Source organism: Streptomyces sp. AM 2-1-1, from assembly GCF_029167645.1.
Taxonomy (GTDB): Bacteria; Actinomycetota; Actinomycetes; order Streptomycetales; family Streptomycetaceae; genus Streptomyces.
Genome location: NZ_CP119147.1, coordinates 6,367,675 through 6,380,645, shown reverse-complemented (window position 1 = coordinate 6,380,645; position 12,971 = coordinate 6,367,675). Strand labels below are relative to the sequence as shown.

13 protein-coding genes are annotated in these 12,971 nt (G+C 71.9%); 2 read left to right on the top strand and 11 right to left on the bottom strand.

Translation table 11 applies throughout. From position 1 onward, the window contains the following. Nucleotides 1-218 precede the first annotated feature (218 nt). Nucleotides 219-428 (top strand): hypothetical protein, encoded by a 210-nt coding sequence (locus tag PZB77_RS27785; protein ID WP_275495373.1) that lies wholly within the window; start codon nt 219-221, stop codon nt 426-428. Between the two features lie 12 nt (nt 429-440). Here the strand turns inward: PZB77_RS27785 and PZB77_RS27780 are convergent, their stop codons facing one another. From PZB77_RS27780 to PZB77_RS27770, 3 genes are all read right to left on the bottom strand, one after another. After that, nucleotides 441-1,220 carry an ABC transporter permease gene (locus PZB77_RS27780; RefSeq protein ID WP_275495372.1) on the bottom strand — a complete coding sequence of 260 codons (780 nt, stop codon included), beginning with the start codon at nt 1,218-1,220 and terminating at the stop codon, nt 441-443. A gap of 127 nt (nt 1,221-1,347) precedes the next feature. Next, nucleotides 1,348-1,614, bottom strand: coding sequence for a hypothetical protein (locus PZB77_RS27775; protein ID WP_266701666.1), 267 nt, complete (start codon nt 1,612-1,614; stop codon nt 1,348-1,350). An 866-nt stretch (nt 1,615-2,480) separates the two neighbouring features. After that, the gene (locus tag PZB77_RS27770) at nt 2,481-3,269 is read right to left on the bottom strand and encodes a hypothetical protein (RefSeq protein ID WP_275495371.1); all 789 of its coding nucleotides are present in this window, start codon (nt 3,267-3,269) and stop codon (nt 2,481-2,483) included. 560 nt (nt 3,270-3,829) lie between these two features. On the opposite strand from PZB77_RS27770, the gene PZB77_RS27765 reads away from it, so the two are divergent. Continuing rightward, nucleotides 3,830-4,138 carry a glycosyltransferase gene (locus PZB77_RS27765; protein WP_275495370.1) on the top strand — a complete coding sequence of 103 codons (309 nt, stop codon included), beginning with the start codon at nt 3,830-3,832 and terminating at the stop codon, nt 4,136-4,138. A gap of 152 nt (nt 4,139-4,290) precedes the next feature. Here the strand turns inward: PZB77_RS27765 and PZB77_RS27760 are convergent, their stop codons facing one another. The 8 genes from PZB77_RS27760 to PZB77_RS27725 all read right to left on the bottom strand — a co-directional run bounded on the left by PZB77_RS27760 (nt 4,291) and on the right by PZB77_RS27725 (nt 12,266). After that, the gene (locus PZB77_RS27760) at nt 4,291-5,193 is read right to left on the bottom strand and encodes a Gfo/Idh/MocA family oxidoreductase (protein ID WP_275495369.1); all 903 of its coding nucleotides are present in this window, start codon (nt 5,191-5,193) and stop codon (nt 4,291-4,293) included. Nucleotides 5,194-6,019: 826 nt separating this feature from the next. Continuing rightward, nucleotides 6,020-6,496, bottom strand: a complete 477-nt coding sequence (locus tag PZB77_RS27755) for a hypothetical protein (protein WP_275495368.1) — start codon at nt 6,494-6,496, stop codon at nt 6,020-6,022. Nucleotides 6,497-6,723: 227 nt separating this feature from the next. Then, nucleotides 6,724-7,410: a uracil-DNA glycosylase gene (locus tag PZB77_RS27750; protein WP_275495367.1), complete on the bottom strand. Its 687-nt coding sequence runs from the start codon at nt 7,408-7,410 to the stop codon at nt 6,724-6,726. Between the two features lie 87 nt (nt 7,411-7,497). Further along, a complete protein-coding gene (locus PZB77_RS27745) occupies nt 7,498-9,075 on the bottom strand; it encodes an ABC transporter substrate-binding protein (protein ID WP_275495366.1) in 1,578 nt (525 codons plus the stop codon). Between the two features lie 115 nt (nt 9,076-9,190). Further along, entirely contained in the window at nt 9,191-9,946 is a 756-nt protein-coding gene (locus PZB77_RS27740; RefSeq protein ID WP_275495365.1) for an SDR family oxidoreductase, read from the bottom strand. Nucleotides 9,947-9,966: 20 nt separating this feature from the next. Next, nucleotides 9,967-10,728 (bottom strand): 3-oxoacyl-ACP reductase FabG, encoded by a 762-nt coding sequence (gene fabG / locus PZB77_RS27735; RefSeq protein WP_275495364.1) that lies wholly within the window; start codon nt 10,726-10,728, stop codon nt 9,967-9,969. Between the two features lie 270 nt (nt 10,729-10,998). Next, a complete protein-coding gene (locus PZB77_RS27730; RefSeq protein WP_275495363.1) occupies nt 10,999-11,382 on the bottom strand; it encodes a DUF3037 domain-containing protein in 384 nt (127 codons plus the stop codon). Further along, nucleotides 11,379-12,266, bottom strand: coding sequence for a HipA family kinase (locus PZB77_RS27725; RefSeq protein WP_275495362.1), 888 nt, complete (start codon nt 12,264-12,266; stop codon nt 11,379-11,381). The genes PZB77_RS27730 and PZB77_RS27725 overlap by 4 nt, the downstream gene beginning before the upstream one ends. Nucleotides 12,267-12,971: the final 705 nt, after the last annotated feature.

Here is a 12,971-nt window from a genome sequence, read left to right as displayed (position 1 = left end):
GTAGCCGGACGGGCTCGGGGAGCCCCCACCCTTTTCGGGCCCGCAGGCAGTACCTCTCGGCCTATACTCGAATCAATGTTCGAATCACTGACCGGTCCCTGCCTCTCACCGCCCCCGCGACCCCTGTCGGCCCGACCCGGCCTCACTCCGGTCGGCACCACTCGCTCGGTCGACCTCGCCCGCCTGCGGCAACCCCGCGCCCGGCGCACCCTGGAAGCATGAGCGCGCCCATCAGCATCCATCGCCCCTCCCCCTCCGGCGGCCGACGGGTCACCATACGGGGGCAGATCGCCGGGCTCGCGATGGGAGATTCCGACGTGGTGGAGTTCCTCCGGCGGGCGGGCCTGCCCGATGCCGAGCAGTTGCTCGACGATCCCCGATGGGTCGAGTGGCGGGGAGGCCGGGCCCACCGCTACGAGGCGGCGTGACTCCGGGTGCGGTCAGTCGGGTGCGGTACGGAAGACTCGGTGGCGGGCGACGAGTTCGACGGTGATCGCCACCGCGATCGATTGCACGGCCATCAGCGCGACCAGCACGAAGAGTTGCACCGCGCCGGCCGTCAGCGGGCTCGCGCCTCCCAGCAGCATGCCGACGAACGCGCCCGGCAGCGTGACCAGTCCGACGGTTCGCGTCTGGTCGAGTCCGGGCAGCAGCGCGTCGGAGGCGGACGGCCTCGCGATCTCCAGCCGGGCGTCCCGGTCGGAGAATCCCAGGGCCATGGCCGCCTCCACCTCCCCCCGCCGCTGCTTGAGCTCGTCCAGCGCACGCCGCCCGGCCTGGACGGTCACCGTGAGTGCCCCGCCGATGAGGATCCCCGTGACGGGGATGAGCGCGATGCCCTTCAGCGGTACGAGGCCGGTCAGCAGCAGCGGAGCGACCACCGGCGCCACCCCGGCGGCGATCGGAACGCACGCCAGCCACCAGGTGTGATTGCCGGTGATCCGGCGCCCGGCCGTACGCACCGCGACCGCGAACATGACGGCCAGGAACACCAGCAGCCCGAGGACCTCGTCGACCGCCCAGGTGAGGACGAGGGACACCGCGGCGAGCTGGACCGCCGCACGCACCCCGGCGATCAGGATCTCCCTGGCCCGGTTGGTCCGGTCGTCCGGAGCGAGGTGGCACACTCCCGCCACGGCCGCCGCCACCAGCGCGAGCACACCGAGCAGGATGCCGAGGGTGAGGTTGACCGGGAGGAGTGATGCCGCGCTCAGAGTCACCGGACCACCCTAGGCGCGCCGCCTCTTCCGCCTCTGCGTCACTGCCGTCGCCGTGCGGTCGTTCGGCCGGAGGCCGGGCAGGGCGGTGTCCGGTGCGTACGATCCCAAGGCGGAGTCCCCTGCGGCGTTACGGGGTGTCGCCCTGCCAGTCCCACCGGTGGAGGTCACCCCGGCGGGGGCCGTACTCGGCTCGGCCGCCCGGGCCGTACGCCCCTATCTCCGTGATCAGGGCCGCCCCCTCGGCCAGTGCCGTTTCCGACCAACCGGTCACGTCGAGGAGCAGCCCGTCCAGCGGGCCGCCGACCAGCTCACGGTAGGTGTGCCCGGGGCGCGGTCCGGGATCCGGGTCCTCATGGTCGGCGCCGTACACCCGACGCCGCATCAGCTCGTCCATACGGGCAGGATCGCACCCCCCACTGACAACCGCAGTGCGCGGACGGCTCCCCGTGCTCCGGGGCCGTTCGGGTGCTGACCCGCCGGTGCCGGTACGAGGCCATGCACCCGGGCACGTACGTACGGCCGCGTAGGCGTCGAGCCATCGGCGCCAACCGGTCGCCGCGGGTGGAGACGGCCGCGCCGGTGCGCCCCGCCGACGGATCGGCCGGATCGGCGAGCGGCGGACGCAGTGTGGTCTCCTCGGCGTCGTCGAGGTGCGACGTGGTGGTGGCACCGTTACACAGACGGATCGTCGAACCGGGCGGGGCCCACGACCGCACCGTGTCCTCCTGGTGGGCCAGACGGACACCGGTGGCGTGCGCGGAGAACAGGGCCCGGTCTGTGCCAGGGGCATCCTGCTCGTCGTGGGCGCGCTCCGTCTCGCGCGGGGGCCGGCGCAGCGCCGGTCGGGGACGTGCGGGTCCCCCGGCCACACCGGGCGGCGGTCCGCTGCCGTCCCCGGGCGCGGCGGGGCCCCGGAACGCGGTCGCGCTGAGCGCGCGGCCCTCCTGGGGGGCGCCGGTCAGCTGGTCGTACCGCTGCACCCCGACATCCCCGAGGGTGAGGACGGCGGGACAGAGGAGCGCCGTGTACCGGTAGGTGCGGCCCCGGGACTCGTACGGTCTGCGCTGGGCGTGCGGTTCGCCTTCGCCGACGGGGCAGGGAGCGCGCATGGTCCGGACGGGGACATCCCTTGATCATCGCGCGCACGCGACTCATGCGGTTTCCCCGTTCCGGGGTCCTGTCCCGGCTGGACCTGACGCCGATTCCCGTTCCCCGCCCCGCCGTCCGGCTCCGCCCCGCTGTCCCCGGCCTTCGCCGAGGTCAGAGGGTGAGCGTCTCGGCGGCGAGCCGCCGGCGGCGCTCGTGGTTCCGTTCGAGATCGGCGCGGAGCCATCCGGCGGTCCGGGCAGGTGTGCGGTCGACGTCGGCCGCCACGAGCTCCAGTCCGGGGTGGCCGGCTGCCTTGATCCGTCCGTACACGGCTTCGTGCAGCGGCGTCCGGCAGTGGAAGGGGCGCAGCAGAGCGGTCTCCGCGCTTTCCCGCCACGCGTCGACACCCGCGTGGGCGTCGCCGACCGCGAGGACGTAGGCGTGGTGGGCGGCGTGCCAGGCCGGGGCGGTGCTGAGCGCCTCCCAGCGCTGGTCGACCCGTCGGAGCAGGCGGTCCCGTTCGGCGCGGGCGACCTGTTCGCGCGCCAGGCGGTCGCGCGCGTCGACGTACCGGGCGGTCGTGTCCATCAGCGCGACGAGCCGTGTTCCCTCGTCGCAGAACTCGGCGGAGGTCGCGTGAGGACGGGTCGCCTTCCAACGGCCCAGCGCCCTGTCGAACTCCGCTTCGGCGGTCTCGTCCTGGCCGGTGAAACCCTCGATGTCCAGCGGCCCGCTGTCGAGCACCGCGGGTCCGTTCGCCCGGTGGTTGGGCTCGATGCCCTGCGAGCGCAAAGCCGCGTAGACGGTCGGACGGCTGACCCGGGCGGCCTCGGAGAGTGCGGGGACGCTGGTCACCCCCGCCTGCCAGGCCGCGGCGATCAACGCGTCCCTGCGGGCGGTCCGGAAGTTCGCGGCCCAGTCGTGCAGCGCCTCCAGTGCCGCCGCTCGTGTCCTGCTCACGCCGCAACCTCCAGTAAACAACATTGACTTGTAAAGGCATTTTACAGTGATGGCGACGCCTCTCCGCTCCGGATCGGGTGCGGCCGCCCGGGCGGGCGATCCGTGGCGCCCGGGATGTTCCGCCTCCCGTCGCCGGTCGGCCCAACTCACCCACGGGGGCACGGATCGGAGGATGGGGAGACCGGTCGACGCCACCCGCCTGAGCGAAGTCCGCGGGCGACCGCGTGACCGCGAGGCTTCGGGCCACCGCAGGCCGTCGTTCCCGGCGAGGGCAGCGCGGATCGTGCGCGGCGCCCGCGAGGTCGCGCCGTGCGGACGCCGCGTCGCCTCCTTCCACCCCGGCACCCGGAGCCGTACCAGGGCGACGAAGACGCCCCCGGCGTGGGGTCGTTGCGGTCCCGGTGGGCGACACGCCCTCGGCCCCGGCGGCAGCGACGCCGGGCGCCCTCTCCGTCTGCGGTGCACCCGGGCTGCGGTGCACCGGGGGGGCGCCGGGACGCAATCCGCCCCTATGATCATGCTCCTGACACGTCGAAGCCTCCCGAGGAGTGCCACCGATCATGAAGATGACCCGTCTCACCACCACCGTCCTGGCCACCGCGCTCGGCTTCGCCGGGGTGTTCGCCACCGCCTCCGGGGCCGCAGCCGGGACGGGCTGTCAGTACAAGGTCGTCTGGCCGACCGCCGGGGTGTACGAGAACCCGAATCCGTACAGCGTGGTCGTCAAGACCAAGTACGCAGGCGACATCGTCGGAGCGTCGACCTGTGAGGGTGCGTCCTACAACGAGTACGGCTACGTCCTCGTCACCACTGATGCGGCAGCGGACGGCCGGGGCTGGATGCGCGAAGGGGCGGTCGTGGCCGTCTGACGTCACCGCCGGGAGGCATACCCGGCCGGGGACGCCTCCCTTCCGGCCGTCCGGTCCGCGCCACGGTGGCTGGTGGAGTTCCCAAACCCGTGGCGGGGCGGCAGGAACGGCGGTGGTGGTCACCACCCCGTGGATGTGCTGCCCCTCGCCGCCTATGCCTGCGCCAGTGCCTCCAGGACGACGCGCTCGCAGAGTTCGTGGGTCGCCAGCGCGTCGCGCGCGCTGAGCGTCACGCCGGCGCGTACGGCGTCCAGGAACGAGGTGACACAGCTCTCGATGCCGCGCTGTCGGGCGACCGGTACCCAGTCGCCGCGCCGGCGCAGGGTGGGCTGTCCCCGGTGGTCGACGACCTCCGCGAGGTTGATGACCTGTCGCTTGCTGTCCTGGCCCGAGACTTCGAGGATCTCCTCGGTGGAGCCGCCCCGACGGTTCATCATGCCGAGGGCGGTGAAGCCGTCGCCGGACAGTTCGAGGACGACGTGGTGCATCAGTCCGTCGGCGATCCGGGCCCGCACCGAGACCCGGTCGACGGGGCCGGGTACCAGGAAGCGCAGGGTGTCCACAACGTGGATGAAGTCGTCGAGCACCAGCGTCCGGGGATCCTCCGGCAGCCCCACCCGGTTCTTCTGCAGCAGGATCAGCTCGCGCGGGTGTTCCGCGCACTGCGCGTAGCCGGGGGCGAGACGGCGGTTGAAGCCCACCGCGAGACTCGTGCCGCGTTCCTCTGCCAGCTCCACCAGCCGCGTGGAGTCGGCGAGTTCGTACGCGAGGGGCTTGTCGACGTACGTGGGGACGCCGGCTTCCAGCAGCCGGGTGGCGATCTCCGGATGCGCGGTCGTCGGGGCGTGGACGAAGGCGGCGTCGACCCCCTGGGCGAGCAGGGAGTCGAGGGTCGCGTGGCGCTGCCCGTCGGGGATGCGGTGCGCGGCGGCGACGGCGTCCAGGGTGGCGGGGGTCCGGGTCTGCAGGTGCAGTTCGATCCCCGGCAGGGCGGTGAGCACCGGCAGATAGGCCTTCTGCGCGATGTCGCCGAGTCCGATGCAGCCGACCTTCACGGGAACTCCCTCACTCTGCCCTGCGCCCGTCCTTGATCCCGGCAGCATACGTGCGCGACGGCGCCGCCCGGCCGGCGGGCGCCGGACGCGGCCGCCATGTACACGCTGCCACGTACGCCGCCCCGGTCCGCACGTGGCACCCGGTCCGCGACCCGCGGCCGGCACCCCGTCGGAACGCGGCCCCGACCCTCGGCCCGCCCCCGTCCACCCTGGGCCCCGGCGCCGCTCCGCCGTACGGATGGACACACCTGCACACCGTGCTGACCGGGTCACTCGTGCGGGGCATTCGGCGCGTACGGACTCCCGCCGGGCCCAGGCCACCCGCAGAGTGTCCGGGTGCAACGAAACCGAATGACCGCGGCCGTCCTCGTGGGCCTGGCCGTCGCCACCGTGTCCGGCTGTGTAACGGTCGACCCCGGCGGGCCGCGGACTCCGCCGCCCCCGTCGAACGGCCCCGTCCAGGAAGTGGAGCCGCAGATCGGCCAGCCGCCCGGCCGCGAGGCGCTGGACGCCCTGCCCCGGGACGCGCCGTCCGCGTCCGCCCGCTCCGAGCGGGCACCGGCCCCCGTGTCACGGCCGCGGCCGCCGCGGTCGGGCGGAACGCCTCCGGCTGCCCATCCCCCGCCGCGCCCTGCCGCTCCGCTCCCCGAGGTGAGGGTGTCGGGTCTGCCACGCGTTCCGGTGTCGGGCCAGAACGTCTGCGCTCTCGGGCGCGGTTTCGGCGGGTGGTCGGCGGGGAGTCCGCAGTCCCGGATCTGCGACCAGGCGTACGGCCACTGAGACCGCCGGCCCGGCGACGGCGCGCCGAGCCGGGGCGTGGGGGGGGTCAGCGGTCCCGGCCGAGCCGCGCCTCCAGCCGGTCGATGGCGGTCCTGACGCCGCTGCCGCGGCCACCGTCCGGGAGTGCGTCCGCCGCCTTCCGGGCCCGGTCCAGGTGGTGGCGGGCGACCCCGGGCCGGCGCAGCTTGAGGTAGTCCGCGGCGAGGCTGAGGTGGAGAGCCGGGGAGAACGCGTGCATCGCCAGCAGGTCCTGGCGCGGGGCGGGCCGCTCGCCGGTCATCCCTTCGGCCGCCGCGTCCAGTGCTCGCAGGTCCCAGGCCAGTTCGTCACCGGGATCGTCCTGGGTGTCGGCCATGTAGTGCGCCAGGGTGCAGCGGTGCAGCGCGTCCCCGTCCTCCCCCAGCTCGGACCAGAGGGCGGCGAAGCGGTTGCGTGCCTCTTCGCGGTCCCCGCCATGGAGGAGCATGACCGCCTGGCCGATCCGGGTGCCGACGGCGTCCGTCGACGACTGCTGGTCCACCACTGCGGTCTCCTCGCGCGGGTGTACGGGCGCGGCCCCGGGCCATGCCCGCGGGTGTGCCGGCTCCGGTGACGGGACAAGACCCTAGCCGCACCGGTGCGCGGATCCGCTCAGGCGCGGCAGGACGGATCCAGGCCTCGTCGCCGCGTCCGGGGCCGTGTCTCACACCACCGTGGTCCGCCGGAGGCCGGGGGCCCGGCGGACGGCCGTGCGACGACCGGGCCCGAGGCTCAGCCGAGGTCGGGGATGCGCCAGTCGATGGGGTCGTGGCCCTGGGCGGCCACCGCCTCGTTGATCTGGCTGAAGGGCCGGGAGCCGAAGAACCTCTTCGCGGAGAGCGGCGAGGGGTGCGCGCCCTTCACGACCACGTGCCGCGACTCGTCGATGAGGGGGAGCTTCTTCTGCGCGTAGTTGCCCCAGAGGACGAACACGGCGGGCTCCGGGCGCTCGGCAACGGCACGGATCACCGCGTCGGTGATCTTTTCCCAGCCCTTGCCCTTGTGCGAGTTGGCCTCGCCGGCGCGCACGGTGAGAACGGCGTTGAGCAACAGGACGCCCTGCTCGGCCCACGGCATCAGATAGCCGTTGTCCGGAACGGGGAGACCCAGCTCTTCCTGCATCTCCTTGTAGATGTTGCGCAGCGAGGGGGGCGTCCGCACGCCGGGCCGGACGGAGAAGCAGAGCCCGTGTCCCTGCCCCTCGCCGTGGTACGGGTCCTGGCCGAGGACGAGCACCTTGACCCGGTCGTAGGGAGTGGCTTCCAGCGCCGCGAAGACCTGGTCACGCGGGGGGTACACCGGCCCCTTGGCCCGCTCTTCCTCGACGAAGTCCGCGAGTTCCTTCACGTACGGCTTCTGCATTTCGTCGCCGAGGACGCCGCGCCAGGACTCGGGCAGCAGCAGGTCGGTGTCGGTCACGTCCACAACCTCCGGAGAGCGATCGGTTCTTGGTCCTGAACCTACCCGGCCCCACTGACAGCGGGGCCGGGTGCCCGGTTCCCCGGATTACCAGCTGGCCTTGCGGTAGAGCTCCCACATCTGCATGACGGTCTGCGGGTCGAGGGCACGCTCGCCGCCGCCGATGTCCTCGCCGGCGGCGATGTAGAGCTTGCCCTGCCAGAGCGGCAGCAGCGGGATGTCCTCGACCAGGATCTGCTGGGCCTCGGCGAACTGCTTGCTGACCGCGCCGCGGTCGCTCTCCTGGCGCGAGGCGGGCAGGATCTGGTCGGTGATCTTCTTGTTGACGTACATCCCGCCGGTGGCGCTCTCCTTGCCGACGAAGGGCGCGACGAAGTTGTCGGGGTCGGGGAAGTCGGGGAACCAACCGCGGCCGAAGACCGGGTAGTCGCCCTTGTTGAAGCCCTCCTGGAACGTGGTCCAGGGTGCGCTGCGCAGGGTGATCCTGAAGAGGCCCGACTTCTCCAGCTGCCGCTTGATCTCCTCGAACTCCGGTCCGGTCGACGACCCGTATCGGTCCGTGGTGTACCAGAAGGTCATGGCGACCGGGGTCGTGATGCCGGCGTCCTGGAGGGCGCCCCGGGCCTTCGCCACGTCGGGGTCGCCGAAGGTGTCGAAGAAGCTCGTGGTGTGGGCGGCGATGCCCTTCGGCACGATGGAGTAGAGGGGTTCGGCGGTGCCCTGGTAGACCTTGGCGACGAGGGCGTCCCGGTCCACGAGCCGGGCGATGGCCTCGCGCACGGCCTGCTTGCCGGCGACCGGGTCCTTCGGGTTGAAGACGAGGAAGCGGATGTCCGCGCCCACGGACTCGACGAGCTGGAGGCCCTTGTTGTCCCCCTTGCCGTTCTGGAGGCCGACGACCTCGTCGGCGGTGAGCCCGCGGTAGGTGGCGTCGATCTTGTCGGCCCGCAGCGCCGCGACCATCGCGTCGGACTTGTCGAAGTACCGGATGGTGACGGACTCGTTCTTCCGGTCCGCGAACCCCTTGTAGCTGTCGTTCTTCTGCAACTCCGCCACGGCGTGGGGCTCGTAGTGGTCCAGGACGTACGGACCCGAACCGGTCACCGAGTTGCCGGTGCGGAGTTTGTCCTTGGGGTAGTCGTGGGGCGAGACGATCGACATCGCCGGGGTGGCGAGGACGAACGGGAACGTGGCGTCGGACTTCTTGAGGTGGAAGATGACGAGGTCGTCGCCCTTCGTCTCCACGCGGTCGAGCGACCCCAGCAGGCCGAGCGGGCCACCCTTGGCCTTGATCGTCACGATCCGGTCGATGGAGTACTTGACCGCCTCGGCGTCGAGCTTGTCGCCGTTGGAGAACGTCAGACCGGGGCGGAGTTCGCAGCGGTACGCCATGCTCGTCGAGTCGGTGAAGGTGCATTCCGCCGCGTCCGGCTCCGGCGCGGTACTGCCCGTCGGGAAGGACACCAGGGTCTGGAAGACGTTGCGCATCAGCTCCCAGGAGTTGTCCCAGGCCCCGGCCGGGTCGAGGGTCGAGGGCGAACTGGTCGATCCGACCGCTATGTGCTGGTCGACGTCGGACCCGCTGCCGGAGAACACACTGCAGCCGGCGACGAGAGACAGGGATGCTAGGGCTGCAGCAGCCTGCAGACTGGCCCGGTAGAACACGTGCACGCTCCTCGATCAGCCATGGGTCGGCAGACCATATCGCAGTGCCCCACCGGTTCAATCACCAGGCCCGGCAGGGCACTTGCGTCAATCGGGGCGAACCGGCGCAGGCCGTTCAGCTCACTCCGGCATTCAGGAAAATTCCCCCGTCGATCACGAGGGTCTGTCCCGTGATCCAGCCCGACTGATCCGAGGTGAGGAAGGCGGCCGCGCCGCCGATGTCCTCGGGAACTCCCAGCCGCGCCATGGGGTACGCGGCGGCCACCTCGGCCTCACGGCCCTCGTACAGCGCCTCGGCGAACTTGGTCTTGACGACGGCCGGCGCGATCGCGTTGACCCGGACGACCGGCGCGAACTCGTGGGCGAGCTGCAGCGTCAGGTTGACCATGGCGGCCTTGCTCATGCCGTACGCGCCGATGAAGGGCGACGCCGAGATCCCGGCCACCGAGGCGATGTTGACGATCGCCCCGCCGTTCTGGGCCTGCCAGGCCTTCCAGGTCCGCTGGGCGAAGCCGAGCGCGGAGATCACGTTGGTCTCGAAGACCTTGCGCGCGACGTTGAGGTCGAGCTCCGCCATGGGGCCGAACACCGGGTTGGTCCCCGCGTTGTTGACGAGGTAGTCGACCCGCCCGAAGGCCTCCATGGTGCGCTCGACGGCGTGCGCCTGGTGCGCCTCGTCGTGCGCCTTTCCGGCGACACCGATCACCCGGTCGGAGCCCAGCCGCTCGACCGCCTCCTTGAGCGCCTCCTCGCCGCGGCCCGTGATGCAGACCCGGTCGCCGCGGGCGACGAGCGCCTCGGCGACGCCGTACCCGATCCCCCTGCTCGCGCCGGTGACGAGCGCGACCTTCCCACTGTCCTGCACAGTCATGATCTCCCTCGTCCTTCGGGTCAGTTGAGCGGGCCGCCGGCGACGTACAGCACCTGTCCGGAGACGAAGCCCGCGTCCTCGCCGGTGAAGAAGGAGATGGCGTTGGCGATGTCCTCCGGGCGGCCCACGCGCTGCACCGGGATCTGGGTGGCCGCGGCGGCCTGGAACTCCTCGAAGCCCATCCCGACGCGGGCCGCGGTCTGCGCGGTCATCTCCGTCACGATGAAGCCGGGAGCGACGGCGTTGGCGGTGATGCCGAACTTGCCGAGCTCCTTCGCCAGGGTCTTGGTGAAGCCCTGGAGGCCCGCCTTGACGGCCGCGTAGTTGGCCTGACCGCGGTTGCCGAGCGCCGAGGAGGAGGAGAGCGAGACGATACGGCCGAAGCCCGCGTCCACCATGTGCTTCTGGACGGCCTTGGCCATCAGGAACGCGCCCTTGAGGTGGACGTTCATCACGATGTCCCAGTCGGACTCGCTCATCTTGAAGAGCAGGTTGTCCCGGAGGACCCCCGCGTTGTTGACGAGGATCGTCGGCGCGCCGAGTTCGGTGACGACCCGCGCGACGGCGGCCTCCACCTGCGCTCCGTCGGACACGTCGCAGCCGACGGCGAGCGCGGTGCCGCCGGCGGCGGTGATCTTCTCGACGGTCTCCTTGCAGGCGGCCTCGTCGAGGTCGAGTACGGCCACGGCGCGGCCCTCGGCCGCCAGGCGCACGGCGGTGGCGGCGCCGATGCCCCGCGCCGCTCCCGTCACGATGGCGACACGCTGCTCGGTGGTGGACATGCTGGGTTCTCCTCGCCGTTGGATCGCGGCCCCGCCGACGGGAAGAGCCCCGGCGCCGGACGTTCCCGGCGCGAGCCCTCCATCGACTGAGCAAGCGCTTAGTTCAACTGTGAGTGCGACGCTAGAAGCCCTGGCACCCGGTGTCAACGGCCCGGACGCGCAGGGGCGCATGTCACACCCGAAGGAGACGGCGGAGGGGCTGCCCGCGACCGGTCGCGGGCAGCCCCTCCGCCGAGGTGTGTACCGGGTGACCGGTGGGTGCGCCGGCCGTCAGCGGACGAGCAGGTCGAGCAGCCGCTCGACCTCGGCCTCCGGATCCAGCGTCAGGCCGGTGTGTACGGGGCCCGGCTGCACGACCGTGGAGCGGGGGGCGATCAGCCAGCGGAAGCGCCGCCCCGCGTCGTCGCCGGACGCCTGTCCGGCCGCGTCGCCGCCGCCGCAGACGTTCTCCACCGCCGCCAGCGCGGCCCGTACTCCGACGACGTCGGCGGCCGGGTCGAGCGCCCGCAGTTTGGCCTCGTCGAGATGGGTGCGGGCGGCCACGAACGAGTGCGCCCGGCAGTAGACGAGCACCCCCGCGTTGAAGCACTCCCCGCGCTCGACGCGCGGGACGACGCGCAGCAGCGCGTACTCGAAGACGTCACGTGTGCTCATCGGGCCTCGTCCTCGCGCTCGCCGGTGGTCGTGTCCGGGCCCGCGGCACGGTCCTGCGCCGTCGGTCGCGACCGGGGTGCGAGGCGGTCGGCGAGCCAGCCGGGCGCCTTGGACGGACCGGTCGGCGCAGGTGCGTCCATGACGACCCGCTCGTGGACGGTGGCGGCACGGGCCAGCAGGGGCGCCACGTACGCGCGCCGGAGTTCGTCCGTCGAGCCGAAGCCGGGCTCGTCGAGCAGCCACGCGTCGGGCACCTGGGCGGCCACCTCGGTGAGCAGCTCCTCGGTGACGAGCGGCGCCAGCGCGGCGGCGGCCGTCGCGATGTCCGGTCCCACCGGGGCCAGCACGTGGTCGGAGGCGTTGTACGGCTTGGCCGCGGACGCCTCGGCGCCCGGCCAGTTGTGGTGCCAGATCATCGTGGCGCCGTGGTCGATCAGCCAGACGTCACCGTGCCAGACCAGCATGTTGGGGTTGCGCCAGGAACGGTCGACATTGTTGATCAGCGCGTCGAACCAGACGATCCGCCCCGCCTCCAGCGGATCGACATGGTACGCGAGCGGGTCGAAGCCCAGGGAGCCGGGGAGGTAGTCCATCCCGAGATTCAGCCCGCCGCTCGCCTTGAGAAGCTCCTGCACCTCCTGGTCGGGCTCGCCGAGCCCGATGACCGGGTCGAGCTGCATGGTCACGAGCCGGGGGACCCGCAGCCCGAGCCGGCGGCCGAGCTCCCCGCAGATGACCTCGGCGACCAGGGTCTTCCGCCCCTGGCCGGCCCCGGTGAACTTCATGACGTACGTACCGAGGTCGTCGGCTTCGACGATCCCGGGGAGCGAACCGCCCTCACGCAGGGGCGTGACGTAGCGGGTCGCTACTACTTCTTCCAACACTTTCCCAGGCCACCCATCTTTTCAGCCTTGCAATCCACGTACAGCCTCTCCGGGGCGCAAAGGCGGGAATCGCCGGTCGACGGCCCTGGGGAGAACTGGGAAGTTCGGCCGGCGCCGATGCCCCGCGCTCCCCCAGCAGACCGTCGACAATGCCGCGCCCCCTTGCTGCCGGCCCCCGGCATGAAGTGAGCATAGTAACCGAGAGTGATCGCGGGCGACGAGTGTCCGAGCCAGCGCGCCAAGGTCACGACGGACTCTCCAGCTTCCGACATGATCGAGACGTAGATGTGCCGAAGCACATGGAATCCGTCCTTCGGGGCCGCCGCGCACTGCCAGGCTTCCGTCCCCTCGGCGCGGCGGGATGACGCCGGCCTCGGCCGACGCCGGCTTCCAGGTGTAGGTGTCCCATGAAGCTTCCCTTCAGCGTGGAGACCTGGAGACTGGGAATTTGAGATTCCACGGGAGATAGCACGAGGCGAGAAGCAGGTACACGCACCGGGTGCCCGGCCAACAACGTAGTCAGTGAGGGGAGGAGGCTCCTCCTGCCAGGCCGGGATGTCAAAGTTCCGGCGAGCGGGTGTCCACCGTCGCGAGCACCGGCACCGGCACCTTCGCCGGCACGGCTCGGTCGTCCGGGCGCCCGTCGGGCAGAGGAGCGGCAGCCGTCACTCCGCCGACGGCGGAGGGCTCCGTGGGGGCCCGCTC